The organism is Mycobacterium sp. NTMscope_MAC_269 (assembly GCF_976985695.1).
On sequence record NZ_OZ335668.1, the window covers coordinates 2711382 to 2737738 of the forward strand.

The following is a 26357-nucleotide window of genomic DNA, read 5'->3' on the forward strand; positions in this document are numbered from 1 at the left end:
GACGCCGCAGCACGGTCAGCTACGCGGGCTGACCGGCTTCCTCGTGGCGCTGCGCCTCGACCCGGTCGCGGGTCGCGACCGCCTCGACACGGGCGAGTTTGACGATGGCCGCCGTCATCACCAACGCGGCCGCCACCAAGGCGATCATCCCGGCATGACCCGTGTTCAGCGTCTCGCCGAGGACAACGACGCCCAGCACCGCGGCCACCACCGGCTGCGACATCTGCAAAGTGGGCATGGACGCCGTCAGCGGCCCGGCACGGAACGCCGACTGGCTCCACGCCACCCCGCCGAGCGCGACGAGGATGCAGGCGTAGAGCTCGGGAGTCCGGGTCATCGCCCCGATGCCGTCGCCGAGCCGGGCGACGACCTCCTTGGTGAGCACCGCGAAGACGCCCCACAGCGACCCCGAGACGAACGCGAACAGCACCGCCGCCACGGCCCCGCCGCGGATCCGCCCGGCCACCACACAACCGACCAACAGGGGCGCCAGGACGATGGCCACCGCGGCCCACGTTCCCAGCGAGGCGCCCGAATGACCGGCCTGAGGGTTGCCGACGATGACGACCACGCTGACCCCGGCCGTCAACAACGCCGCCCACATCCACTCACTGGCGGTCACGGCGCGATGCGACAACCTGGCGTTGATGGGCAGCGCGAAGAGCACCGAAAACATCAGCAGCGCCTGCACCAGCAACACCGATCCCCCGGCCAGAGCCGCGGCCTGCAAGCCGATGCTGGCCGCCAACAGCACGGTGCCCCACCACCATCGTTGGCTGCGAAGCAGGTTGGCGAACAGCTCGACGGAGCCGAGCGCCCTGTCGGAGATGCAGTGCGCCGCTCGTTGCTGCAGAACGTCGCCGATCGCGACGCACAGCGCAGAACTCAATGCGAGGAGTGCGGCGATATCGGTTCGGCCCATGACGATTACTCCGTCCTCGCGGGCATCGGCGACGGGGTTCGGGTCGAAGTGATTGCCTCACAACACATTTCGGTTCACCCGCGCCCGGTCGCGGCCTTGGTGGGCCACCGTCTGATCAGTGCCCGCCCCGCGTTGGATGCGTCGCGGGCCCAGCGGCCACGTCCCACCGCGATTTCGCCGTCCTCCCCGACGGCGGACCGCTCCCGCAACCAGAGCAACGGCCGCGGCGCCCACCACGTCCAGCGGCCCAGCAGGTGGATGAACGCGGGGACCAGGACCATGCGCACCAGGGTGGCGTCGACGAGCACGCCGAGCGTGAGGCCCAGGCCCAGCATCCGCATGAACGACACGTGCGCGGGGATCAGCGCGGCGAACGAGATCGACATCACCACCGCGGCGGTGGTGACGACCCGGCCGATGCCGGCGATGCCCAGCGCCGTGCTCTCGTCGGTGGCGGCGCGGGCCTCGGCCGCGGTGGCCGGCGCCTCCCGCATGGCTTGTGAGGCCAGCCAGTACTCGTGGATGCGCGAGACCAGGAAGACCTCGTAATCCATGGCCAGCCCGAACGCGATGCAGAACAGCAGCACGGGGATGTTGGCGTTCAACGTCCCGTTGGGGGTGGTGCCCAGCGCGCCCAGGTGGCCGTCCTGGAAGATCCACACCATCGCCCCGAACGCCGCCGTCAGCGACAACACGTTGCACACCAGCGCCTGCAGCGGCAGCACGGCGCTGCCGGTCAGCAAGAACAGCAGCGCAAAGGTGATGAGCGCGATCAGGGCGAAGACGATCGGCAGTCGGTTCGTGATCGCGTCGACGCTGTCGCGGTTGATCTGCGCCAGGCCGGTCATCTGCACCGAGCGCCCGCCCGGCCCGGCAACCTGATGCAACCGGTCCAGCTGGGCGTTCGAGGCCTGCGAATACAGCGGCGCGGTGGTGGAGACGGTCAAGAACGCGCTGCCGTTGGCCACGCCGGTGGCCGCGACGGGCGGCCCGACCCGATTCCCGTCGGCAAACGTTCCCGCCGGTGCGCTGACCGCGGAGACGTCGGGCACGCGCGACAGTTCCGCGGCGTACCGCTGCAGGTCGGCGGGCGTCACGCCGCGAGCGTCGGGCACCACGACGGTCACCCCGGTGCCGAACCCGTTCGCGAAGTCGTTGTCGAGCATGTCGGCGACCTGGCGCGCCGACGCGGATTCGGGCAGCACGCGCTCGTCCGGAAAGCCCCACCTGACCCCCAGGAACGGCGCCCCCAGCAACAGCAGCAGCGCCACGACGCTCAACCCGGCCGGCAGGGCGTGGCGCAGCACGTACCGGGTCGACCGGTACCAGAACTGCTCTTCGAGCGGCCGGTGCGCGTGGTCGCGGAACGACCGCTGACCGTGCAGGATGCGGTGCATGACCCGGCGGGCGTCCAGCACGTGCAGGCGGGGCCCCAACAGCACGATCGCCGCCGGGGTGACCACCACCGCGGCGATCGCCACGATGATCGCGGTGACCACGATGGTGTAGGCGGACGATTTCAAGAAGTACATCGGGAACAGCGCCATCACCGCCATCGACAGCCCGACGGTCGTGGCCGAGAACAGCACGGTTCGACCGGCGGTGGCCATGGTGCGGTAGAGCGCCCGGTCCCGGTCCTCCGTCCGGGCCAGCTCCTCGCGGTAGCGGGTGATGATCAGCAGGTTGTAGTCGATGGCCAGGGCTAGGCCCATGGCGATGCTCAGGTCCAGTGCGTAGGTCGACACGTCGGTGGCGAAGGTGATCACCCGCAGCACCGACATGGTGCCGACGATGGCCAACAAGCCCAGCACGATCGGCAGCGTCGCCGCCACCACGCCGCCGAGCACCCAGACCAGGACCGCGAAGCTCAGCGGGATCGCGATCGACTCCATCAGCAGCAGATCCCGCTGGTTCTGTCCGTTGATCTGCGCGTATGCCACGGCCATGCCGCCCGCACGCACGGTGACGCCGTCGCGGTCGTGCACCAGGTCGCTGGTCAGCGTGCTGGCGTACTTCTGCGCGTCGTTCTCGCCGCCTTTCAGGCCGGCGACGATCATCCCCGATTTGTTGTCCTTGCTGATCAGCTGGGCCGCGGCCTGGGCACGATCGGGCGGCATGGTCCACGCCGACGACACGTTGAGCACCCACGGCGATCGTTTCAGCTGGTCGACGATGTCGGTGCCGACCCGGCGCGCCTGATCGCTGCGAACACCGTCCGGCGCCGTCACCACGATCAGCATCTGCTGGTCGGTTTGGTTGAACTTGTCGCGGAGGACCCCGGTTGCGCGCGCGGACTCCGAGGTCGGGTCCTGGAAGCCGCCGCCGGAAAGGCTGTTGACCACCGGAAGCCCGAAGACTGCTGCTCCCACCAACACCAGGACGGCGATCCCGACGATGCGGCGCGGCGCGGCAATGGCAAGCCGGGTGATTACCTGCAGCATGGCGTATCGCCTACCCGAAACAGCGTCTTTTGACCCGCCCCGGCGCCGATTATGCGCGTCAGCCCGTGGTCGAGTGGGCAAGCCTTGAGGTTTGACCATCTGGTACTCGGGTATCGAACGTACAAGCACACTCGGCACATGGCTTCAGTGTGCGCAGTGCCGGTTTGCCTGGGCTACAAGCGGATTGGATGTGCAATGGACACGACGGACGACGGCACCAACATTCGGCATCCGACCGAAGACGACTGGCAGGCGGTCTTCGAAAACCAGGCCCGCACCTTCGGCGATCCGGTGGGCCCGGAGGATCTCGAAGCGTGGAAACGTCGGGTCAACCTCGAGGACATTCTCATTGCCGAGGACGTTTCCGAGCCCGAGCATCCGTTTCTGGTGGGAACGTCGATCATCTACCGCTCGCGGCTCACCGTGCCGGGCGGCGGCAACCTGCGGGCCGCGTGGCTGACGATGATCGCCGTCGCGTCAACGCATCAGGGCAAAGGACTTTGGGCGCAACTCAGCGCGAAGGGACTCGGAATTCTGTTGGACCGCGGCTATCCGATCGTGTGTGGTGTTCCGACGCAGACCGCCATGTACGACGGCTTTGGCGCCGGCGTGGCCAGCTATAGCCACACCTATGCGATCGATCGCCGCTTCGCGAAGTTGCGGGACGCGCCGAGCGGCAGCCGGGCGCGCGAGGTCAACGCCGCCGAGGCCAGAGGTCACCTGCCCGAAATCTACGAACGATGGTGTGCCGCAACCAATGGCGCGATCACCCGCGACGACGCGTGGTGGACCGACTACATGGACGACCGGGAAACCCAGCGGGGCAACGGGTCGGCGCTGCATTACACGATCCATCCCGACGGCTTCCTGACGTATCGGGTCGTCGGGTCGCAACAGCATGCGTTTCGCCCTCCCCTGGGCACGGTGGTCGTCGAGGACTTCTGCCCTGTCACCGATGAAGCTCACAGCGAGCTGCTGCAGACGCTGTTGGTGCTGGAGATGTTCTATCGCATCGAGATCGATGTGCCTGGCGACGACCCGCTTCCGCTCAAGCTCACGGACCAACGGGCCGCGGAGATCGACGGCGTGAGCGACTTCCTCTGGGTGCGGATCAACGACGTTCCCGAGGTGCTGGGCGCCCGCACTTACACCGCCGATGCCGACCTCGTGCTGGAAGTCACAGACCCGCTTGCGCTCGCGGGCGGACGGTTTGCGCTGCAGATTCGCGGCGGTGCCGGGAAGTGCACGCCGTGCGACGGGCCCGCGGACATCGAGATCGGCCTTGCCGACCTGGCCACCATCTACATGGGGGCGCACCGAGCGTCCCAGCTGGCCCGGGCCGGCCGCATCACCGAAGCGCGCTCGGGCGCGTTGGCCGAGCTGGACGCCGCCTTCGCCACCGACCGGGCACCCTTCTGCGGCACGGTGTTGTGACAACCGCGCAAACACCTTGTGCGGCAATTAATTTCGTCGGTGCATGAAAACTGCGGGGCGATGTCCGGCCCGGCGAGGTCCACTGTGGACCTTCGCCCGGGCACGGGCAAGCTATCCTGGTCAACGGTCGGGATTTCACTCCGCGGCAGAACGCCTGTTATTGTCGCCTACGCGGTCTCGGCCGACCACAAGCGCCGTTAGCTCAGTTGGTAGAGCAGCTGACTCTTAATCAGCGGGTCCGGGGTTCGAAACCCTGACGGCGCACCACGCACCGAATTTTTCATGGTTCGGCGTCTCTTCACCTCGATCGGGTGCCATTGCCGCCAGTGTCGTGGGACTCCCCTTTCCCTTGGTTCCCCGCGCGACCTACCATCGCTGCGACGGCGTTTGTCCAAAGGGGACCTGTGAAAACCGAGCTGAAATGGGTCGAACCCCACGAGGGCCACTTCCACGCCAACATCGATGACCGCAGCGAGTACCGCGTCCACGCGGTCTCCACCGGCGGCTTCCGCGCCGAGCGGGTCGACGACGGCCTCGTGCACCACGACCTCGGCCGGGCGGCCGACGCCGCCGCGGCGCGGGCGATCTGCCAGGACCTGCACACGCGGGCGATGCGGCGCGCGGCGTGGGAGGCGTACATGGCCGAGAACGATCCCCCGGGGTGGGAGTAGCCGGTTCGGCCCATCAACCTGTTGCGGTCGTATCACCCCACAGCAGCGCTTCGTACAGGTAATTTCTTGCTGGCGCCGCTTGGTCTTGCTGCGTCGAAGGAGCTGCAATGGGGTTCATCCGGCCCAATCTGCCCGTCGTCGATGTGGCCGACTGGAGCGCACGACCACGCGCTGAACGGATCGTGCCGATGGCGCGCCACATCGCCCAGCACGGGTTCGGCACGCCACTGGTGATGCACGTGATGTATGGCGTGAAGATTGCGCTGTACATCCTCGGCGGGTGGCTGTTCGCGTGGTCCACCCGCGGCATCGGGGGCTTCACCCAGGTCAGTGCCTGGTGGGCGGAGCCGATCGTGTTCCAGAAGGCCGTGCTCTTCACGATGCTGTTCGAAGTCGTGGGCCTCGGATGCTGCTTCGGCCCGCTCGCCGGGCGCTACTTCCCACCGATGGGTTCCATTCTGTACTGGCTGCGACCCGGCACCATCCGGTTGCCGCCCTGGCCGCATCGGGTGCCGCTGACCAAGGGCAGCAACAGAACTGCGTTCGACGCGTTGATCTACGGCACCCTGCTGGTGCTGTTGGTGTTCGCGCTGCTGTCCGATGGCACCGGCCCGATTGCCGCCCTGGACACCGCGATCGGCGTGCTGCCGCGGTGGCAGACCGCCGCCGTCTTGGGCGTCCTGGCCCTAATCAGCTTGCGCGACAAGGTGATTTTTTTGGCCGCGCGCGCCGAGGTGTACGCACCGCTGGCGTTGACGTTCCTGTTCGCCGGGGCCGACATCGTCGTCGGGGCCAAGGTCGTTTTCATGGTGATCTGGCTGGGCGCGGCGACGTCGAAGCTGAACAAACACTTCCCGTTCGTGATCTCGACGATGCTGGCCAACAACCCGTTCATCCCGTCGGGGCCCCTCAAGCGGTCGATGTTCAAGCGCTATCCCGACGACCTGCGCCCCAGCGCGCTGGCGGGTTTCATCGCGCATTTCTCGACCGCCGTCGAAGGTCTCGTCCCGTTGGTGCTGCTGTTCTCGGCCGGCGGCTGGCCGACGGCACTCGCCGCGTTTGTGATGATCGTGTTTCACCTCAACATCCTGCTGGCCTTCCCGATGGGCGTGCCGCTGGAATGGAACGTGTTCATGATCTTCGGCGTGCTGTGGCTGTTCGTCACCCACGCACAGCTGGGCCTGTCGAGCATCGACAACCCGTGGCCGATCGCCGTCCTGTTCGTGGTGATCGCCGGGACCGTCGTGGCGGGGAACCTCTACCCGCGCAAGGTCTCCTTCCTGCCCGGCATGCGCTACTACGCCGGTAACTGGGACACCACCCTGTGGTGCGTGCGCCCGTCGGCCGACGAGAAGTTCCGCGTCGGCTCGCGCGCGCTCGGCCCGATGCAGCACCTGCAGCTCGAGCGGTTGTACGGCAGCAAAGAGGAAACGCTGGTCCCGCTGCACCTCGCCCTGGCGTTCCGGGGCATGAACACGCACGGGCGCGCGCTGCTCACCCTGGCGCACCGGGCGATGGCGGACTACGACGAGGACGACTACAACCTGTGCGAGGGCGAAGTCCTGTGCTCAATGGTTCTCGGGTGGAACTTCGGCGACGGGCACATGCACAACGAGTGCCTCATCGAGGCGCTGCAGCAGCGCTGCGGATTCGAACCGGGCGAGGTGCGGGTCGTGATCCTCGACGCCCAACCCATCCACCGGCAACGGCAGGAATACCGGCTGGTCGACGCCGCGACCGGCGAATTCGAGCGCGGCTACTGCGACGTCACCGACATGGTCGTGAATCAGCCCTGGGCCGACGACATTCCGGTGTACGTCCAGGGTGATCGCGTCAGCGGTTCCTGACGCGGCGCACCGCCACCACCACGACAATCGCCCCGACCCCGGCCAGCGACGCCAGCACCACGGGTTTCTGCACGAATCCGATCACCCGGACCTTGAGGTCGTCGGCGAGGCGACGCGGGTTCGCCCGCTCGGCAAGAGAATCGACGGTGGCCGCCAGCTGGTCACGGGCGACGTCGATGTCTCGCTTGATGGCTTCGGGGTCGCGGTCCGCCACTGTGTCCTCCAAGTCGCCTCGTGCACCTGAGGAACTACCCTAGTGCCGATGCTCAGGTGAACCGAAAGGGGAAGCATCTTGACCGAGACCACGCGGCTTGCACCGGGCGACAAAGCGCCCTCCTTCAGCCTGCCCGACGCCGACGGCAACAAGGTGTCGCTGGCCGACTACAAGGGGCGCCGGGTCATCGTCTACTTCTATCCGGCCGCGTCGACGCCGGGATGCACCAAGCAGGCGTGCGACTTTCGCGACAGTCTGGCCGAGCTCAACGGCGCCGGTCTCGACGTCCTCGGCATCTCCCCCGACAAGCCCGAGAAGCTCGCCAAGTTCCGTGACGCGGAGGGGCTGACGTTTCCGCTGCTGTCCGACCCCGACCGCAAGGTCTTGACGGCCTACGGCGCCTACGGCGAAAAACAGATGTACGGCAAGACAGTCACGGGCGTCATCCGCTCCACGTTCGTGGTCGACGAGAAGGGCAAGATCGCCGTCGCGCAGTACAACGTCAAGGCCACCGGCCACGTCGCCAAACTGCGCCGCGACCTGTCGGTCTAGTCAGTCGCCGATGACGGCGGCCTCCTTGTACTCGGTGATCGGCCGCGCGATCCCCTGTTCGTCGCACACCCGTTGCAGCTTCTCCAGCGTCTCGTCGATCCCCGGGCCGAGCCGCCTGCCGGGGGTGAAGGTCGCCGGCAGGTGCTGCATGCCCTGGATCACGCCGATGGTCGGATAGTGCACGGTGCCCTCGGGTTCGCAGCGGTAGTCGGGCATGCGGTCGAGCACCGCCGTCAGCATCGACTTGAACACGACCCGCGCGACATTGGAGCCGATGCAGCGGTGGATGCCGAGCCCGAAGCTGAAGTGCCGGTTGTTCTTACGACCGAGGTCCAATCGGTTCGGCTCGGGGAACACCGCGGGATCGCGGTTGGCCATCGCCCAGGACAACCACAGGCGATCGCCCTCCTTGAATTGCGTGCCCGCGATTTCGAGATCGGCGGCGATCGTGCGACCATCCCCGGGAGCGGGGGTGAAGAAACGCAGGAATTCCTCGGTCGCCGAGTCGAGCAACGCTTCGGGTTCCCGCCTCAGCAGCTCGCGCTGCTCGGGATTTTCGCCCAACCATTCGAGTGCGTGCGCGGTCAGCGCCGTCGTCGTGTCGAAACCTCCGCCGATGATCAGGCCCAGCATGCCGACCAGTTCGGCATCGGGGGCGGGTTCGCCGTCGATGGTCATTCGTGCCATCGCGTCCACCAAGCCCGGGCGCGGGTTCTCGCGAATCTCAAGCAGGTGATTGAACAGATCCGCCCCCATCGCCAGCGTCTGCTCCAAAACCCTTGGGGCATCCGGGGAATCGGCGGGCGTGTACACATTGGCGTGGGCCGGCTCGCAATAGAGCCGCCACTTCTTCAGCGGAACGCCCATCATCGCCAATGTCAGGACGGCGGGCACGACGTTGGCGAGGTCGTCGACGAAGTCGATCCGACCGATTTCGATTTTCTCGTCGATGCTGGCCCGCACGATCTCGTCGACGAAGGGCGCCCAGCGCTTGACGGCCGCGGGCGACATGTACGGGTTGAGGACGCTGCGGTACACGCCGTGCTCGGGTTCGTCCATCTCGAGCATGCCGCCACGGACGCCGGTGCCCTGCGGCAGCGTGGGGATCGTGATGCCCTTGTAGCCGGTGCCTTCGCCGGTGACGTCGTGGTCGTTGGACACGTGCGGGCAGCGAGCGAGCTCGAAGACTTCGCGGCTGCCCGCGGCCACCCAATGGCCGTCGTAGGTGTCGGTCCACGCCACCGGGCATTTGGCGTGCATATCCTCGGTGATCTCGGCGAATCGCTCGCGGTACTCCGGCGTGTGGCGATCAAAGTGGTAACGGTTGGCCTTGCCGGTCAGGGTGTCTTCCGTGCTCACGGTGGCCTCTCCTGCGGACGAGTGGCTGCGTATAGAAGCAGTATGCAGTGAGACGGTCGGTCTCGTTATGCATTTTGCGCGCCTGTCGGCTCATTTGGCAGAGATCCTGTCGACTCAGCGATACTGACCGCCATGAGTTCCCTTCCCGAGAAAGCGCTCGCCGGGTTCATCCGGTTCCACGATCACGTGTATCGGGGAACCCACGGCTGGATCGGGCACCGGATGATGTGGATTCCGAGCCTGTTGCTGCACACGGTGGGGGCCAAGACCGGCGAGCCGCGCACGGCGGCGCTGGCCTACGGCCGCGACGGCGAGGACTACCTGGTGACCGCGTCCAACGGCGGCGCCGCGCGCTCGCCGGGCTGGTACCACAACGTGAAGGCGCGACCCGAGGTCGAAATCAACGTCGGCCCAAGGCGTTTCGGTGCCGCGGCGCGGACCGTCCTGCCGGGCGATCCCGAATACGCTCGGCTATGGGAGATCGTCAACAAGGTCAACAAAGGCCAGTACGCCAGGTACCAGGAGCAGACGTCGCGCCCGATTCCCGTCGTGGTGCTGACGCCCACGCGCTAGGCCAGGTTGGCCAGCAGCAGCGCCTCGGCGGTCGCGGCCCGTTCCAGCACGCCCAGGTGCAGGCTCTCGTTGATGCTGTGCGCCTGGGTCGCGGGGTCCTCGACCCCGGTCACCAGGATCTTGGCCTGCGGGAAAGCCGCGGCGAACTCGGCGATGAACGGGATCGAGCCGCCCATGCCCATGTCGATCGGGTCGACGCCCCATGCCTGCCGAAACGCCGATCGCGCGGCGTCGTAGACCGGGCCGCTGGCGTCGATGGCGTAGGGCTCACCGATGTCGCCGCGGCTGACGGTGACGTGCGCGCCCCACGGGGTGTGGCTTTGCAGGTGAGCTGTCAGCGCGTCCAGGTGCGCGGTGGCGTCGCCGCCTGGGGCCACGCGCATGCTGATCTTGGCGCGCGCCCGCGGGATCAGCGTGTTCGACGCTTTCTCGACGGGCGTGGTGTCGATGCCGATCACCGTGATGGCCGGTTTGGCCCACAGCCGCTGCGGCGCCGAACCCGAGCCGATCTCGGATACCCCGTCGAGCAGGCCGGAGTCGGCGCGCACCCGCTCGGGTGGGTAGTCGACATCGGCCGCGGTGGTTTCGTGCAGCCCGGCCACGGCCACGTTGCCGTCGTCGTCTTGCAGGCTGGCCAGCAGCCGCACCAGGACGCTCAGCGCGTCGGGCACCACGCCGCCCCAGATGCCCGAGTGCAGCCCGTGATCCAGCGTTGCGACCTCGACCACGCAATCGACCAGGCCGCGCAGCGTCACCGTCAGCGCGGGGATCTCGGTGCTCCAGTTATCGGAGTCGGCGATGACAATCACGTCGGCGGCCAGCGCGTCGCGGTGGGCGGCGAGCAGGCGTCCCAGCGACGGGGAGCCGGATTCCTCTTCGCCTTCCACGAAGACGGTCACCCCGACCGGCGGTTGCCCGTTGTGCGCCCGGAACGCCGCCAAATGTGTTGCGATGCCGGCCTTGTCGTCTGCGCTGCCCCGGCCGTAGAGCCGGCCGTCGCGCTCGGTCGGCTCGAAGGGAGGCGAGTTCCATTGGCTGCGGTCGCCTTCGGGCTGCACGTCGTGATGGGCATACAGCAACACTGTCGGCGCGCCCGGCGGCGCGGGGTGACGCGCGATGACCGCGGGCGCTCCCCCTTCGCTGACGATCCGCACGTCGCCGAAACCCGCCTGCGACAACAGTTCTGCCACCGCTTGCGCGCTGCGGCGCACCTCGTCGCGCCGGGCGGGGTCGGCCCACACCGATTCGATGCGCACCAGGTCCTCCAGGTCTCGCCGGACCGACGGCAACACCTCGCGCACGCGCTCTTCTATTGCGCGAGCAGACGCAGAGTCGCATGAATACTCGCCTCCCCGTGCGATTCCGCGTCTGCTCGCGCTCAAGGAGTCTCCAGGATGGCGACCGCGGCGGCGCTGTCCCCCTCGTGCGTCAGCGACACGTGAATGATCACGTCGGCCAGGTGTTTGGCGATGTCGCCGCTCAAGCGCACGCGGGGCCGCCCCCACATGTCGGTGACCACCTCGATGTCGCGGTGGATGTCCTCGGGCAGCACAGGCCGCTGCGCGAACCGAGACCCCGACCAGGCCTTGATCACCGCTTCCTTGGCCGCCCAGCGGGCCGCCAGATGACGCGCCGCCGACGAGCTCTTGTCCGAGGCGTCGCGGCGCTCACCCGGGGTGAATGTCTCGGCGAAGACAGTTCCCGGCTGATCGACCTGCTCGGCGAAATCAGGGATGGAGACGAGATCGATGCCTACTCCGACGATCGCCACGCACCGACCCTAGCCGACGTAAAGATCGTCTTCGCCCAGGCGGGCATCCGCGTTGAGCAACATCGCCGCCTCCTGCCGCTTCTCCGGCTCGTCGTGGTCGAACCGTCGATCGGCCGGCTTCTCGTACATCGGCCGCCCACCGGCGATCGCGGAGGCCAACCGGCGCTGACCGGCCAGCATGCGCTGCTCGGCCCGCTTGCGGTAGGCGTCCCGATCGGACGGGTCCAGCGCGGCGATGAACGCCTGCGGGTGCACCAGCGCGATCAGACCCGACACGTGGCCGAAGCCGAGGCTGGTCACCAGGCCGGCCTTGAGCGGAAACTTGCCGCGCAGGTCCAAAGCCTCACGCACCCAGACGAAGTGACCGGCGGTGGCCAGCTCGTCGTCGACGCAATCCAGGCTTCGGTTGGGCGGGATGACGCCGTCACGCAGCATCTGGCACAGGCCCATCAGCTGGAACGCTGCCGCGCCACCCTTGCTGTGACCGGTGAGGGTCTTCTGGCTCACCACGAACAGCGGGTTGCCCGGTGACCGGCCCATCGAGTCAGCCAGCCGCTCGTGCAGCTCGGTCTCGTTGGGGTCGTTGGCCAGCGTCGAGGTGTCGTGCTTGGACACGACCGCGATGTCGTCGGCTCCCACACCCAGCTTGGCCAGCGACCGCGCCAGCACCGAGTCCTTGCCACCGCGGCCGGCCCCGAGGCCCCCGAGGCCGGGTGCCGGGATCGAGGTGTGCACGCCGTCGGCGAAGCTCTGCGCGTAGCCGACCACGGCCAGCACCGGCAATCCCATCTTGGCCGCCAGCGCACCGTTGGCCAGCAGGATGGTGCCACCGCCCTGGGCTTCCAGGAAGCCGAGGCGGCGACGGTCGTTGGCGCGCGAGAACTTCGAATCGCTGATGCCCTTGGCCCGCATCATCTCGGTGTCGGCGGTGGCCGCCATGTCACCGAAGCCGATGATGGCCTCCAGCGTCAGGTCGTCGAAGCCGCCGGCGACCACGAATTCGGCCTTGCCGAGCCGGATTTTGTCCACGCCCTCCTCGACCGACACCGCGACCGTCGCGCAGGCCGCGACCGGATGCACCATGGCGCCGTAACCACCCACGTAGGACTGCATGACGTGGGCCGCAACAACATTCGGCAGGACCTCCTGCAGGATGTCGTTGGGCTTGGCCCGGCCCAGCAGGTTGCCGTGGTACATGGTCTGCATCGAGGTCATGCCGCCCATGCCGGTGCCCTGCGTGGAGGCCACCAGGCTCGGGTGCACCCAGCGCAGCAGCTCGGTCGGGGTGAAGCCCGAGGACAGGAACGCGTCCACGGTCGCCACGATGTTCCACAACGCCACCCGGTCAATGGAATTGGCCATGTCCGGGGTGATGCCCCACACGGTCGGGTCGAACCCGGTGGGGATCTGCGCGCCGACGGTCCGGGACAGTTTGGTCTTGCGCGGAACCCGGATCTCGGTGCCCGCCTTGCGGACCACCTCCCAGTCGCTGGACTCCGGTACCGGCCGGGCCAGGGTGTGCTCGGGATCGAATTCGACGAACGCGCGCGCGTCGGCCTCGCTGGACACCACGAACGAGAAGTCCTTGTCGAGGAAGACACTGACCAGAAGCGGTGAGGCGTGATCGGGGTCGATCGCACCGTCATCCACGAATTCGCGGATACCGCACCGCTCGACGACGGCGTCGTGGTAACGATCGACCAACTCCGACTCGTCGACCAAGTCGCCGGATTCGGTGTCGTACCAACCGGGTTGGGGATCGTCCTCCCACTTGACCAGCCCGGTGGTCCAGGCCAACTCCAGCACCCCGGCCGCCGACAGCTCGCCGGCCACCTCCATCTCGAAGCGGGTCCGCGACGAACCGTACGGTCCGAGCTCCGCGCCGCCGACGATCACCACCAGGTCGGCCAGATCGACGTCGAGGTCCGCCCATTCCGGGGGCGGTGCCGGGCTGAAGCCACGCGGCGGGGAAGGCAACGCGGCGATGCTGCCCTCGGCCTCGAGCGCTTCGGCGTCGTCGTCCTCACCCGAGGCGGATCGCTCGCGGGCCTTGGCGGCCAACTCGGCCATGTCGAGGTTGGCCTCACCGAGCCCACCGGTCAGGTCCGCCTTGATCGGCGCGCTGGCGGCCGCCACCTTCGACTCGATGTCGCAGAGGGCCAACAGCATTGCGGCCATCTCGTCGGTCGAGTACGTGGTGACACCGGCCTCCTCGACCGCGTCGACGATGGCGTCGTTGTGGCCCATCAGCCCGGTGCCGCGGGTCCAGCCGATCAGCGCGTGCGCCAGGCTGACCCTTGCCGCCCACGAGGTTTCGGCGTGCCAACGTGTCACCAGCGCGTCCAGCGCTGACTTGGCCTCACCGTAGGCGCCGTCGCCGCCGAACATTCCGCGGTTGGGCGAGCCGGGCAGCACGACGTGCAGGCGCGACGCGATGTCTCGCTCGGCGCCGATCTTCGACAGACCGCCGATCAACCGCTGCACCGCCCACAGCAGCACCTTCATCTCCATCTCGGAGCGGGAGCCGGCCTCCGACAGATCGCCGACAACGCGCGGCGCGGCGAACGGGAACAACAGCGTCGGGGTCTGCGCGTCCTTGATGTGAATCGACTGTGGCCCAAGGCTTTCGGTCTGCTCCGTGCCGACCCACTCGACCAGGGTGTCGATGTCGGAGTAGGACGCCATGTTGGCCGCGACCACCCACAGTGCCGCGCCGTAACGGGCGTGGTCGCGATACAGGCCCCGGTAGAACGCCAGCCGCTCGTCGTCGAGCTTCGACGTCGTGGCGATGACGGTGGCGCCGCCGTCGAGCAGCCGACCGACGACCGAGGCCGCGATCGAGCCCTTGGAGGCGCCCGTCACCACGGCGACTTCGCCTGCGTAGGGACCCGGTTCCGGGTTCTCGGCGCCGGCCGCGATCCGGCCGAACAACGACGCGTGGATCTGCCGGCCCGCGGACAGGGCCTTGCCCTGCCACCACGTGGCCTGGGTGGCCACGACATGGCCCGCGCCCTCGAACCTTTCGGACAGACTCACCCAACGGGCGTCGATGTCACCCTCGTCGGTCAGCCACAGCTTGACCAGGTCTTCGCGGGCGCTGGCCCACCGGTCGTCGAACAGCACGGCTTTCTTCGGCTCGAACACCGGCGCGACCAGACGTGGCCAGTCCGCGCCGAGTTCGGCGGTCACCAGGTCGATCAGCTCGGCATCGGTGGCAGCCGGCGAGGCGCTGACCGGGTCATCGAGGCCCAGCTGGTTCAGCACCAGGCGGGCCGCCGACGCCAGCACGCCGTCGCGTCCGGTGATCTGGGCGGTGAATTCGCCCAGCGCGGCCGCATCGATGGTCGCACCTCCGCCGCCACCACCCGATGACGGCAGCGCCACCGCGATGCCGCGGCGCGCCGCGACGGAAGCGACCGCGGCGTCGATGGCCTTGTCGACGGATGCGGCGTCGGCCAACGCACCTTCGTGCAGATGACCCATGGCGCCGCCGCGGACACTGGTGCCCTCGCGGGTTCCCAGCGCGACCTCGACCGTGACGTGCTTGGCCCAGCCCTCACCCAGCTCCCAGGTCTTCTTGACCCGCTCGGCGATGGCGGCGGGCCGCTTGCCCGAGGGCCCCAGCACCGTGCGCAGCTGGTCGTTGATGGCATCGGAAAGCACTGGGCCGAAAGGCTTGTAGGTGCGCGCCAGCTTGGTCACCTGCGCGCGCAGCCCGGCCAGGTCGGCTTCGGCGGCGCCGTCGATGGCGCCGAGGTTCAGCTCCGAACCGAGGTCCACCAGCAGCTGGTTACGCCGCGACGACGCACCGTCGGTGATGGATTCGATGGAATCCAGCTCCTCGATCTGGTCGATGCGCATCTTGGCCGACAGCGCGATCAACGCCAAAGTCGCGTCGGCGGCGTCGAATCCGATGTCATCGGGGCGCGGGCCGGATGACGCGGCCGCCGGCGCGGGGGCCGCCGGGGCGGCCTCCACCGGCGCGCCGGACGCCTCCGGCGCCTCGACAAGCTCCTCGGCCTCGGGCTCCGGCTCGGGATCGGTGTCGGTCGCGAACAGCACCGCGGCGTCGCGCTCGGCGTTGAGCACTTCGACTGTGCTGTGGGCATATTCGGACAGCTTGAGAGTGTTGGTCGCGAGCCCCGCCACGGTCGGCGCCGACTTCACACCGATCTCGACGAACCGCTCCACGCCCAGACCGCCGGCGGCCTCCTCGGTGAACAGCAGGTCCTGGGTCTCGATCCAGCGCACCGGGCTGGCGAACTGCCATGCCAGCAGCTCGATCAAGACGGTGCGTGCCATCTCGATGCGGCGCTCGGCAAGCCAGGTGTCGTAGTCGGCGAGGATCTCATCGAGCGGCTCGGCCGGCACCAGGTCGCGGATCTCCTGGATGAAGTCGCGGTCCAGGGTGAATGGGCGGGGTACCAGGTTGGGGATGTAGCGCCCGATAATGACGTCGGGATCCTTATCGCGCGGCATGACTCGGTCGAGCGAGCGCCGGAACTCCGCGACTCCCACCCGCAACACCCGCGAGTGGAACGGCACGTCGATGCCGGGCACCAGGATGAACGAGCGCTTGCCGCCGGTGATCTCGCGTCGCCGCTCCACCTCGGCTTCCAGCGCCTCGAGTCCGCGGACCGTGCCCGCGATCGCATACTGCGACCCGCGCAGGTTGAAGTTGACGATCTCAAGGAACTCACCGGTATTCGCCGCAATATCGGCGACGAATCCCGGGACCTCGTCATCCGGCAGGTCGATCTGTGACGGACGAATCGCGGCCAGCCGGTAGTTGGACCGACCCAGCTCGTCGCGCGGCACGATGTCGTGCATCTTCGATCCGCGGTGAAACACCGTCTCCAGCAACGCTTCCAGCTCGTAGATGCCGGTGACGCAAGCCAGCGCGGTGTACTCGCCAACAGAGTGACCGCAGGCGATCGCGTCTTCGACGAAGGCGCCCTGCTCACGCATCTCGGCGACCTGCGCCGCCGCCACCGTGGCCATCGCGACCTGGGTGAACTGCGTCAGGTACAGCACGCCCTCGGGGTGGTTATAGGGCACACCGCTGGCGATGATGCTGGTCGGGTTGTCGCGCACCACATGCAAGACCGAGAAGCCGAGCGTGTCGCGAGTGAACTTGTCCGCCTTGTCCCAAACCTTGCGGGCGGCCTTGGACCGGGCCCGGACGTCCATGCCCATGCCCTTGTGCTGAATACCCTGGCCGGGGAACGCGTAGACGGTGTGCGGGGAGGCCAGGCGCGCCGTCGCCGACATCACCAGGTCCGCTCCGATGCGGGCGGTGACTTCCAAAACCTCTGCGCCCTGGTCGATTCCGACACGGTCCACGCGGAAGGCGACCTCGTCGCCGGGACGCACCATGCCCAGGAAGCGGGCGGTCCAGCCGATCAGCCGCGCCGGCGGGCGGGCCTGACCGTCGGTGGCGGTCACCGCGTGCTGGGCGGCGGCCGATAGCCACATGCCGTGCACGATGGGCGATTCCAGACCGGCCAGCAGGGCGGCGGCCCGGTCCGTGTGGATGGGGTTGTGGTCGCCGGACACCACCGCGAAGGGACGCATGTCGACGGGCGCGGCGATCGTGACGTCGCGGCGGCGCCGACGCGGGGTGTCGGTGGCGTTTTCCGAGACCGCGCCGCCGGCACGCACCGGGTCGGTCAGTTCGGCCGCACCGGTGCGTCCGAGGATCGCAAAACGCTCGTCGAGCATCGCGATCACGTCACCGTCGGTGCCCGCGATGGTGACCGAGACGGGAACGACACGTCCCATGTCGGTGTCAGCGGCCGCCAAAGCCGTTGCGGTGATCGTCAATTGAGCCGGATTCTTCGGCAGCGCGCCCACCATGTGCGCGGCGTGGTCGAGATGCACCAGGCTCAGCAGACCCTCCACGACCGGGATGCCGGCGTCGGTGACCGCCGAACCGATCGCGGAAAAGACCGCGGGCCAGCACGGGCCGACCAGGGCGTCGGGCACGGTGGTGAGGCTGGGCGCCAACGGTTCCCCGAAAGTGGCGGTGACGCCGGTGTGGTCCGCGACGCGCTCGGGGTCCCAGTCCACCGTGACGGTGGCTGTGCCATCGGCGACCGGGGGCATGAACTCCGGCCCGTCGACGCCGGCCGCGATCGCCAGCACCGCACGCATGGCCGTGGCGGCATCGTCGGTGGAGACCACCGGTGTCGCACCGTCAACAGTGTTGGGAGGCAAGGTGAATGGGATCTCAACCCAAACCCCCGACACCGGGACGCTGAGAACGACCCGGTCGCCGTCGACCGCAAGGCGCGCCCCGGTCGACGAATGCGTGGCGCGGCGGCTCTCGGGTCCTTCAGAGTCTCCGTGCACCAGCCACTCGGAGGGGTCGGCGATCCGGTGGACCGGGTTGATCGCGGTGCGACCGGCCCACTGCACGTCAGGGGCGTCCAGCACCACGGCCAGCGGTCCGGTCACATCCGCGCGGCCGGTGCGGCGCGACGTGACGGCGGTCGGCTCGATTCCGGCGGCGAGCGCCTCGTCGACGGCCGCCTGCTCGAAGCGGTCCAGGAGTTCACCGACGGGTTCGTCCATGCGGGTGATCCCGGCGACGGCCGCGGTGCCCGGAATGATGCACACCTGGTCGGCGTCGTAGCGGGCGTCGTGCGCCTGCCACAGCGAGTCACTGCGCCACCAGCGCCGCACATCCTTGTCGATGACCGGCACGAAGTTGACCGGCTTGCCCAGCGTCTTGCACAGGGTGACGAAGAACGGCACGTCGGCCGGGTGCAGTTGGATCTTTTCGGCGTCGGGGTACCGGTCGAGCAGCAGATCGATCGCCGCCTCGGGGTTCTCCAGCAGCGCCTCGTCGTTGTACAGCGTCTCGATGGGGCCGAAATCCTGTGGGTGCAAACGCGCTTCGGCGCGCTGCAGCATCTGCTGGAATCGGTCGCGCCACGTGTCGGCAAGCCACGGGCTGCCCGGTGCGGCGGTGTCGGCGGTGGAGTCGCCGTCGCCGATGGCCAGCTCGACGTAGCGCCGCAGCCACTGCAGGTAGGTCATCTCGCCTGCATCGCCGAAATACGGCTTGGCGGTGGTGGCCATCGCCGCGATGATCTCGTCGCGGCGTTCGGCGACGGCGTCGGCGTCACCGGCGACCTCGTCGAGCAGCCGTCCGCAGCGCGAGGCGCTGTTGTCGATCTCGTGAATGTCCGCACCGAGCTGGCTGCGGCTGGACGCCATGCCACCGGAGGCTTTCCCGGCACCGATCCACTGGTCGGTGCCCTGCGTTTCCACCAGCATCCGCTTGACCGACGGCGAGGTGGTGGCCTCCTTGGCCGCCATCGCCGCGGTGCCGACCAGGATTCCGTCGATCGGCATCAGCGGGAAACCGTAGGCCTGCGCCCAACGCCCGGACAGGTAGTCGGCCGCGCGCTCGGGCGTGCCGATGCCGCCGCCGACGCAGACGGTGATGTTGGAACGCGACCGCAGCTCCGAGTAGGTCGCCAGCAGTAGGTCGTCGAGGTCTTCCCAGGAGTGGTGGCCGCCGGCGCGCCCGCCCTCGATGTGCGCGATCACCGGTTTGGTGGACACCTCGGTGGCGATGCGGATGACCGAGCGGATCTGCTCGACGGTGCCGGGCTTGAAGACGACGTGGCTGATGCCGACGTCGCCCAGCTCCTCGATCAGCTCGACGGCTTCCTCCAGCTCGGGGATACCGGCGCTGATGACCAGACCGTCGATCGCGGCGCCGGACTGACGCGCCTTTTGCACCAGCCGCTTGCCGCCGACCTGCAGCTTCCACAGGTAGGGGTCGAGGAACAGCGCGTTGAACTGGTAGGTGCGACCGTCGTCGAGCAGCCCGGCGAGCTCGTCGATCCGGTCGGCGAAGATCTCTTCGGTGACCTGCCCGCCACCGGCCAGCTCGGCCCAGTGTCCTGCGTTGGCGGCGGCTGCCACGATTTTGGCGTCGACCGTGGTCGGGGTCATGCCCGCGAGCAGGATCGGCGAGCGGCCGGTCAGGCGGGTGAACTTCGTCGAGAGCTTGACCCGGCCGTCGGGCAGGCGAACCAGTGTCGGGGCGTAGCTCGACCAGGCCCGCGCCACCTCGGGGACGGCGCCGACGGTAAAGAGGTTGCGCTGCCCGCCGCGGGTCGCGGCGGGCACGATGCCCACGCCCAGGCCGCGGATCACCGGCGCGGTCAGCCGGGTCAGGATGTCGCCGGGGCCCAGGTCGAGGATCCACCGGGCGCCGGCGTCGTTGACGCGGGTGATCTCCTCGACCCAGTCGACCGGACGCACCAGGATGGATTCGGTCAGTTCGCGGGCCAGGGCGACGTCCAGGCCCACCTTCTCGGCCCAGGTGCCGACGATGTCGATGCCGTCGGCCAACCGGGGCGTGTGGAAGCCCACCTCGACCTGAACCGGATCGAACACCGGGGAGAAGACGTCGCCGCCGCGCAGCTTGTTCTTCCGGTCGGCCTCCTCCTTCTCCGAGATCTGCTGGCAATAGAGCTCGAAGCGGGAGAGCTGTTCCGGGGTGCCGGTGATGACGACCGACCGACGGCCGTTGCGGATGGACAGCACGGGCGGCAGCACGGTCCGCACGTCCTGCGCGAACTCGGCGAGCAGCTGGCTGATGCGCTCGGGATCGGCATTGGTGACCGACACCATCGGCGGCCGGTCGCCGAGCACGGAGATTCCGCGGCGACGGGCGACCAGCGTCCCGGCCGCGCCGATCAGCTGGGCCATCGCCAGCAGCTCGACGTCGCGAGCGCCCCCACCCTTGAGCGCCTCGACGGCGAGCACGCCCTGGGAGTGTCCGGCGACGGCCACGGGCGGCGTCGCGCTCAGATCCATGCCTTGTCGCGCCAGCGCGCGCACGGCCGCGACCTGGGTGAGCAGCACGCCCGGGATCGATACCGCGGCCGAGGTTAGGTGCTTGTTGGAGGGAATCGGGTCCTCGGCGGCCAGCGCGCGGACCCAGGTCAGCGGTTCGAAGCCGATCGGACGAACCACGACCAGCTCTTTTGCCACCGGTTCGAGGAGCAGTTCCACCTCACCGACCAGCGCCGCCAGATCCGATTCGATGCCGGCAGACGACACCAGTTCTTCAAGGGTCTCCAGCCAGGCGCTGCCCTGGCCACCGAATGCCACGGCGTAGGGCTCACCGGCCGTCAGGCGGTCGACAAGAGCATGGGTGTCCCCGGCTGCGTGCTTGCCCCCGTGCGGGCCCTGCCCGTCGCGCTCGGCGGACACCCGGTCATGCTCGTGGATCGTCACCTTTTCTGTCTCCCCTGGTATGCGTCTTTACGTATCGGTTCGTATGGGCGGTCACCACCAGAGGGTGGGCACTCGCCGGTGCTCCTCGATGCGGCGTGGTTCAGCGTCGAATCACAGCCGGGAAACGGCGGCCGCTGCGTTGTCGGTGGACCGCCCGGATGGCGCTGAGCGGTGCGACGGACTTCATCGGCTGTACTAAGAGTGTCATAAGATTCCAGGCCCGTTTTGCGTGGTGATCGGTTACTGGCGAGTTCTACGCATGGGTAACCGTGTCGTGGGTAACACGCGGTTTGACCGGCGGCGCGCACGCGATTCACAAACCTGCTGCATGCAGGTGGTTACGGTCGAGTAGCTATAACTGCGCAGATCAAAGCAGTTTTGTTATCGAATCGTTATATAAAAATTTTGGGTCGCGGGGCGCCGCCTGAGCGCCTCTGGCGACGCCGTCCACCGAGCGCGCGTGTGCGCGCGTCCCGAAAATGAGCGAACGAGTGTTTGCTGGGCTTTCTAAGAGTCCGCGTCCCGGTCGGGCCGGACGGCGATATGGGGCGCTAGGCCCACTGCCCGAATTGGGGTTTGAGGATTTCGTTGATGTCCACGCCGACCCCGCCGACGCTGCGTTTGTCGATTTCAACCTGGTGCAAGTTGGCGGCGGGGTGGGCGTACCCCTTGGGTGAGCCCCAGTTGTGTTGCCAGAAGTAGGAGCCCAATCCGTCGTGCAGTGCCCAGTCGATGGTCTTCGAATTGGCGTACACGCCTGTGCGCTGATGACCGACGACGGACTCCCATGACCGCAGGTACGGCGCTATCTGGCTCTTGTACTGCTCGTAGGAGGGGTCGTCGTCGATCGAGGCATAAATGGGCGCGGCGGCGGGGCCGCCGGCCGCCGCGTGCAGCTGCATTCCGCGTTGCGCGTGCTGCAGGCCGGCGTTGGCGCCGCCCAGCCAGTCCGCGGTGTTGCCCTTGCCGTACTGGTAGCAGGAGACGATCTTGAGTCCATTGCTGTGCAGGTCGCGCGCCTCGGCAACCTGGATCGGTTTGCCGAGCATCCACTTGCCACCGGGCCGTCGATCAGAGACGTACCGGATCGATCCCACGGCGCCCGCGGCCCGGATCTGGCTGGCCGGGATGACTCCGGCCGCGTAGTCCAGCAGGGTGCCCAGCGACGCCGAGGCCGGCGCGGCGCCGAGCGACGCACCGGCGGCGCCCAGACCCAAGAGGGCAGGCGCCGCGGCCGCGTATTTGAACAGGTCGCGCCGCGAAACCGATGACACAAGCCACAGGGTACGACAGGAACCCCATATGACACATTGATCACACTGGTCACATGTGTGTCACAGTGCCGCATCGGCGCTGCAGCGCGCCCACCGCGCCCAGCACGGCGTACGGGCCGGTCACCGCCATAAGGCTCAACAGTGAGCGCACCCTGGGGTCGCCGCGCTCGAGGCGTCTGAGCTCCATCAGGGCGTTGAGGTTGTCCAGCGTGTCGACCATCAGGCCGATGTATTGCCAGCGCCGGCGGTTGGGTTCGTCGCTGCTGAGATAGCCGACCCCCAGGCCCAAGGCGCGAGCCCCGAAAATGCGGATCAAATACTTGAGCTCCGTGGACAGCATGTGATCCGGCACCCCGTTCATGCGGGTCTGCGATGCCGGGTAGGCAAACGCGGTGGCGCCCAACAGGATCCGGCCGACGGCGGCCGCGGCAAAGGCGCGGCGCAGGCCGACGGGTTGCGACGGCACGGCGGGTTTCGATGTGGTGGTCATAAATGCAGTCTTCGCCGCACAGGTAACTACGTCGATTACCTTCGAGGTAGTGGATAGGTGTACGCAGCGGCGTTAGGTTCCGAACATGCCTGGGGGTTCAGCGGGTAGCGCAGTGCGCGAGTGGCGCACCCGTCGGCGATTGAGCCAGATGGAACTCGCCCATCAGCTCGGTGTCTCGCCCCGCCATCTCAGCTTCGTCGAGACCGGCAGGGCCAATGCCAGCCGCGCCCTGTTGCTGCGCGTCGGCGAGTCCCTGGATCTCCCGCTGGCCGCGCGCAACCGACTGTTGCTCGACGGCGGCTACGCGCCCATGTTCGGGGAGCACACCTTGGATGCCGAACGCATGCGGCCGGTCAAAGCGGCCGTCGACTCGGTGCTGGCCGGCCACGCGCCGTACCCGGCCATCGTCACGGATGCCTGCTGGAACCTGATAGCGGGGAATGTGGGCTGCGTCGTGCTCGCCGAAGGGGTCGACCCGGAGTTGCTGCGCCCGCCGATCAACGTCATGAAGCTGTGCCTGCACCCGCGGGGATTGGCGCGGCGGTTGCTCAACCGCGCCGAGGTGCACGCGTCCATCCTGGGTCGGGTTCGCCGGCATGCTCAGGCCACCGCGGCCCCCGACATCCGCCGCCTCTACGGGGAGCTCTCGAGTTATCCGGCGCCCGAGGGGGCCGAGCGCGGCGAGCGCACCGGCGAGCTGTATGTGCCGTTTCGGATGCTCACGCTGGACGACACCGAGCTCCGATTCGTCAGCACCATCGCCACCTTCGGCAGTCCGCTCGACATCTCGGTGGAAAGCCTCATGATCGAGTCGTTCTTTCCCGCGGACCCGACCACCGCCGCCTACCTGCACGGTCTCGATCGCGATCAGCGGCTGCGGTCGATCGCGCAGCAGCACCCGCAGGTGCTCCCCTACATCGGCTCGGGCTAGCGCGTGGACCTTAATTTATTATCACTATAAAGTTAGTAGGGTTACCGCGAGCGCTTGACTGCAACCGGAGTTTCAGATGGAACGCGACCAGCTCATCGACCTGACCCGTCGCGCCTTGAAGTTGGCGCGCGACAAGACAACCGACCTCGCGCCGAGCGAGCACCGGGTCGACGCGCGGGACTACACCAGCCCCGACCGTCACCACCTCGACCGGGCCATGCTGCTGGCCAGCCCGCAATTGGTCGGCTACGTGTCCGAGCTTCCCGCCCCCGGGGCGTATTGCACCAAGACGGTGATGGGGCGGTCCATCCTGCTGACCAGAACCTCCGATGGATCGGTGAAGGCGTTCGACAACGTCTGCCTGCATCGGCAGTCACAGGTGGTCACGGGATGCGGCACCGCCAAGCGGTTCACCTGTCCCTACCACGCGTGGACATACGACAACACCGGCCGGTTGGTGGGGCTGCCCGGACGTGAAGGCTTTCCCGGCGCTGCCGTCAAGTCCGACGGCCTGGCCGAACTCCCGGCCACCGAATTCGCCGGATTCCTCTGGGTCTCACTGGATCCCGGTAGGACGCTGGACGTGGCCGCGCACCTGGGTCCGCTCGCCGACGAACTCGACTCCTGGGGCATCGGACGCTGGTCGCCGTTGGGCGAAAAGGTGCTCGACTCCCCGATCAATTGGAAACTGGCGATCGACACCTTCGCCGAGAACTACCATTTCGCCACCGTCCATCAGCAGACCTTCGCCACCATCGCGCGCAGCAATTGCACGGTGTTCGACTCCTTCGGCCCGCACCACCGGCTGATCTTTCCGCTCAACACCATCCTGGAGCTCGACGAGGTGCCCGAGGAACAATGGAACCCGTTCCACAACATGGTGGTGATCTACGCGCTGTTTCCCAACATCGTGCTTTCGGTGACGATCGCCAACGGCGAACTGTTCCGCGTCTACCCGGGTGTTCAGCCCGGCAGGTCGATCACCGTGCACCAGAACGCCACACCACAGGATCTGTCCGACGAATCGGTGGCCGCCGGCGCTCAAGCCGTCTTCGACTATGCGCACGCCACCGTGCGCGACGAGGACTACCGGCTGGTGGAGGGGCTGCAGGCCAACCTCGAAACGGGGGTCCGTGACCACCTGCTGTTCGGCCGCAACGAGCCGGGACTGCAGCACCGCCACATCACGTGGGCCGAGGCGCTGGCGGGCTCAGCCGGCTGACTCGTCCACCGATAGCACCGCCACCAGGTCGTCCAATAGCGTTGCCAGCACGCCGGTTTGGCCGAGGCGCGCTTTGGTGAGCAATTCGATCGCCTCGCTTCGACGCCCCGCGGCGACCAACACCACCAGCTGATCCACCGCCGCGTGCAGGTCGGGGTCGGACGGTTCGGTGTTCGTGACCGTGGTGGACAGCACCTCGACCAGTTCCCAATCCCGATACAGTGCGAGCGATCGTTCGTTGAAGGCGAACGCGGTCACCTGCTGGCCGCCCAGAGTCCCGCGGTAACGGTAGGGCCCTTCCATGTATTCGATCGGCAGGCCATGCGCGGGCGCCGCAACGACGGGCTCACCGACGATGTCGAGTCCCAGTGTGGGACAGGTGATCCGGTGGCGATCGGGCAGGTACCGGGCCGGGGCGAGCGGGCGCACCAGGGGCCGCACCGCCTCCGGCCACCGGACGTAACTGCTGATCGTCACCTCGATGTCTTCGGCACATCGCGGCGACGTGGCGGGATCGGGGTAGCTCGCGGTGACACCGGTGAAGGGCTGCAGGACATTGCCGTTCGTGCGGTCGAACTGTCGCCAGATGCTCAGGTCGACGCCGTTGTCGAAGTTGATGGTGCGCCATTCGTGCGACCTGGCCCGCGGGTCCCCTCCGCTGCCCCCACCGCCCGCATACTTCGGGAACCATTGGCGATCGACATGGCCGCTGCTGCCGGAGACCTGGTGGACCTCCCCGCCCCAGCGCAGCGTGCCGGTCATCGCCATACCGGTCTGGAAGTAGGAGTAGGTGTCGTCTTGGCCGAAGCAGGCGATCTTGCCGTTGTAGGCCGATGCGCCCACCGGAGTCGGTGCGCGCGTGGGGGTTACGGCCAGGTCCAGCCGCATGCGCCGACCGGCGCGGTCCTCCCCCACCAGGCTGACGCGGTAGGTGTAGGGCAGCAGACCCCCGTCGCCGTTGCGGCACGCGGCCCACGACGCGGTTCCGGCGCCGCTGGCATAGCTGATGTCGAGATAGCCCGTGGCCAGCTCCATCTTGCGCGGCGCTCCCGGTTCGAGGTTGGCCGGGGGCATGTCGTAATCCGTGTAGGTGCCGTAATCGCCCGTGTCGAGATCGAAGAGCGCCATCGTGTAGAAGTCGGCGACGATCGTCCCGCCGGGCCGGTTCTTGTTGAAGATGGTCAGGAAGGCAAAGGACCGGTCGGTCTCGGCGGCATCCAGCTGGCCCGCGATGAACCAGGTGTCCGATTCCTGGTCGGGGTGTTCGCCTTCGGCAGCGGGAAACTCGAGTTGGTCGTCCCCGGCCACCAACTGGAATGGGTAAGTGCGCCAGTCGCTCTTCATATCGCGCCCGCCTCGACGTCGTCGCTGATGATCCGCGCGCGGCTTCCCGCC

The 26357-nt window shown here is 67.9% G+C and carries 17 protein-coding genes and 1 tRNA gene; 8 read left to right on the forward strand and 10 right to left on the reverse strand.

All coding sequences use genetic code 11. The annotated features are described in order from the left end of the window. Window positions 1–19: 19 nt before the first annotated feature. A complete protein-coding gene (locus ACZ50Z_RS12570) occupies window positions 20–922 on the reverse strand; it encodes a DMT family transporter (RefSeq protein ID WP_464483844.1) in 903 nt (300 codons plus the stop codon). 74 nt (window positions 923–996) lie between these two features. Next, window positions 997–3363, reverse strand: a complete 2367-nt coding sequence (locus ACZ50Z_RS12575) for an MMPL family transporter (RefSeq protein ID WP_464483845.1) — start codon at window positions 3361–3363, stop codon at window positions 997–999. A gap of 195 nt (window positions 3364–3558) precedes the next feature. On the opposite strand from ACZ50Z_RS12575, the gene ACZ50Z_RS12580 reads away from it, so the two are divergent. The 4 genes from ACZ50Z_RS12580 (at window position 3559) to ACZ50Z_RS12595 (ending at window position 7315) form a co-directional block, all read left to right on the forward strand. Continuing rightward, window positions 3559–4797, forward strand: a complete 1239-nt coding sequence (locus tag ACZ50Z_RS12580) for a GNAT family N-acetyltransferase (protein ID WP_464483846.1) — start codon at window positions 3559–3561, stop codon at window positions 4795–4797. A gap of 191 nt (window positions 4798–4988) precedes the next feature. Further along, window positions 4989–5064 (forward strand) — tRNA-Lys (locus ACZ50Z_RS12585). A 137-nt stretch (window positions 5065–5201) separates the two neighbouring features. Beyond that, window positions 5202–5468, forward strand: a complete 267-nt coding sequence (locus tag ACZ50Z_RS12590) for a hypothetical protein (RefSeq protein ID WP_464483847.1) — start codon at window positions 5202–5204, stop codon at window positions 5466–5468. A gap of 107 nt (window positions 5469–5575) precedes the next feature. Beyond that, window positions 5576–7315 carry a DUF3556 domain-containing protein gene (locus ACZ50Z_RS12595; RefSeq protein ID WP_464483848.1) on the forward strand — a complete coding sequence of 580 codons (1740 nt, stop codon included), beginning with the start codon at window positions 5576–5578 and terminating at the stop codon, window positions 7313–7315. Here ACZ50Z_RS12595 and ACZ50Z_RS12600 read toward each other — a convergent pair. Continuing rightward, window positions 7302–7529, reverse strand: a complete 228-nt coding sequence (locus ACZ50Z_RS12600; RefSeq protein WP_464486214.1) for a DUF3618 domain-containing protein — start codon at window positions 7527–7529, stop codon at window positions 7302–7304. The genes ACZ50Z_RS12595 and ACZ50Z_RS12600 overlap by 14 nt on opposite strands. A gap of 78 nt (window positions 7530–7607) precedes the next feature. Here ACZ50Z_RS12600 and bcp point away from each other — a divergent pair, with 78 nt between their 5' ends. Further along, window positions 7608–8081: a thioredoxin-dependent thiol peroxidase gene (gene bcp, locus ACZ50Z_RS12605; RefSeq protein WP_464483849.1), complete on the forward strand. Its 474-nt coding sequence runs from the start codon at window positions 7608–7610 to the stop codon at window positions 8079–8081. Here bcp and ACZ50Z_RS12610 read toward each other — a convergent pair whose 3' ends face one another. Next, window positions 8082–9440 (reverse strand): cytochrome P450, encoded by a 1359-nt coding sequence (locus ACZ50Z_RS12610; RefSeq protein WP_464483850.1) that lies wholly within the window; start codon window positions 9438–9440, stop codon window positions 8082–8084. It lies immediately after the preceding gene. Window positions 9441–9572: 132 nt separating this feature from the next. Between ACZ50Z_RS12610 and ACZ50Z_RS12615 the strand changes: the two genes are divergently transcribed. After that, window positions 9573–10013, forward strand: coding sequence for a nitroreductase family deazaflavin-dependent oxidoreductase (locus tag ACZ50Z_RS12615; protein WP_464483851.1), 441 nt, complete (start codon window positions 9573–9575; stop codon window positions 10011–10013). On the opposite strand, the gene ACZ50Z_RS12620 is transcribed toward ACZ50Z_RS12615, so the two are convergent. The 5 genes from ACZ50Z_RS12620 to ACZ50Z_RS12640 all read right to left on the reverse strand — a co-directional run bounded on the left by ACZ50Z_RS12620 (window position 10010) and on the right by ACZ50Z_RS12640 (window position 22809). Further along, window positions 10010–11395 carry a M20/M25/M40 family metallo-hydrolase gene (locus ACZ50Z_RS12620; protein WP_464483852.1) on the reverse strand — a complete coding sequence of 462 codons (1386 nt, stop codon included), beginning with the start codon at window positions 11393–11395 and terminating at the stop codon, window positions 10010–10012. The genes ACZ50Z_RS12615 and ACZ50Z_RS12620 overlap by 4 nt on opposite strands. Next, a complete protein-coding gene (acpS, locus tag ACZ50Z_RS12625) occupies window positions 11392–11784 on the reverse strand; it encodes a holo-ACP synthase AcpS (protein WP_464483853.1) in 393 nt (130 codons plus the stop codon). The genes ACZ50Z_RS12620 and acpS overlap by 4 nt, the downstream gene beginning before the upstream one ends. 9 nt (window positions 11785–11793) lie before the next feature. Next, window positions 11794–21045, reverse strand: a complete 9252-nt coding sequence (locus ACZ50Z_RS12630) for a fatty acid synthase subunit beta domain-containing protein (RefSeq protein WP_464483854.1) — start codon at window positions 21043–21045, stop codon at window positions 11794–11796. A gap of 551 nt (window positions 21046–21596) precedes the next feature. Continuing rightward, on the reverse strand, window positions 21597–22319 hold the full coding sequence (locus tag ACZ50Z_RS12635) for a DUF1906 domain-containing protein (protein ID WP_464483855.1): 723 nt from the start codon (window positions 22317–22319) through the stop codon (window positions 21597–21599). A 49-nt stretch (window positions 22320–22368) separates the two neighbouring features. Continuing rightward, a complete protein-coding gene (locus ACZ50Z_RS12640) occupies window positions 22369–22809 on the reverse strand; it encodes a hypothetical protein (RefSeq protein WP_464483856.1) in 441 nt (146 codons plus the stop codon). A gap of 85 nt (window positions 22810–22894) precedes the next feature. Here ACZ50Z_RS12640 and ACZ50Z_RS12645 point away from each other — a divergent pair, with 85 nt between their 5' ends. Further along, window positions 22895–23740 (forward strand): helix-turn-helix domain-containing protein, encoded by an 846-nt coding sequence (locus ACZ50Z_RS12645; RefSeq protein WP_464483857.1) that lies wholly within the window; start codon window positions 22895–22897, stop codon window positions 23738–23740. A 76-nt stretch (window positions 23741–23816) separates the two neighbouring features. Further along, on the forward strand, window positions 23817–24962 hold the full coding sequence (locus tag ACZ50Z_RS12650) for an aromatic ring-hydroxylating oxygenase subunit alpha (protein WP_464483858.1): 1146 nt from the start codon (window positions 23817–23819) through the stop codon (window positions 24960–24962). Here the strand turns inward: ACZ50Z_RS12650 and ACZ50Z_RS12655 are convergent. After that, window positions 24951–26306 carry a lipocalin-like domain-containing protein gene (locus ACZ50Z_RS12655; RefSeq protein WP_464483859.1) on the reverse strand — a complete coding sequence of 452 codons (1356 nt, stop codon included), beginning with the start codon at window positions 26304–26306 and terminating at the stop codon, window positions 24951–24953. The two genes, ACZ50Z_RS12650 and ACZ50Z_RS12655, sit on opposite strands and share 12 nt — an antisense overlap. Window positions 26307–26357: the final 51 nt, after the last annotated feature.

Excerpts from the sequence above, each read along its gene's own strand:
- ACZ50Z_RS12570 (WP_464483844.1), bottom strand. The coding sequence starts at position 922 with ATGGGCCGAACCGATATCGCCGCACTCCTCGCATTGAGTTCTGCGCTG.
- ACZ50Z_RS12575 (WP_464483845.1), bottom strand. The coding sequence starts at position 3,363 with ATGCTGCAGGTAATCACCCGGCTTGCCATTGCCGCGCCGCGCCGCATC.
- ACZ50Z_RS12580 (WP_464483846.1), top strand. The coding sequence starts at position 3,559 with ATGGACACGACGGACGACGGCACCAACATTCGGCATCCGACCGAAGAC.
- ACZ50Z_RS12595 (WP_464483848.1), top strand. The coding sequence starts at position 5,576 with ATGGGGTTCATCCGGCCCAATCTGCCCGTCGTCGATGTGGCCGACTGG.
- ACZ50Z_RS12615 (WP_464483851.1), top strand. The coding sequence starts at position 9,573 with ATGAGTTCCCTTCCCGAGAAAGCGCTCGCCGGGTTCATCCGGTTCCAC.
- ACZ50Z_RS12640 (WP_464483856.1), bottom strand. The coding sequence starts at position 22,809 with ATGACCACCACATCGAAACCCGCCGTGCCGTCGCAACCCGTCGGCCTG.
- ACZ50Z_RS12645 (WP_464483857.1), top strand. The coding sequence starts at position 22,895 with ATGCCTGGGGGTTCAGCGGGTAGCGCAGTGCGCGAGTGGCGCACCCGT.
- ACZ50Z_RS12650 (WP_464483858.1), top strand. The coding sequence starts at position 23,817 with ATGGAACGCGACCAGCTCATCGACCTGACCCGTCGCGCCTTGAAGTTG.
- ACZ50Z_RS12655 (WP_464483859.1), bottom strand. The coding sequence starts at position 26,306 with ATGAAGAGCGACTGGCGCACTTACCCATTCCAGTTGGTGGCCGGGGAC.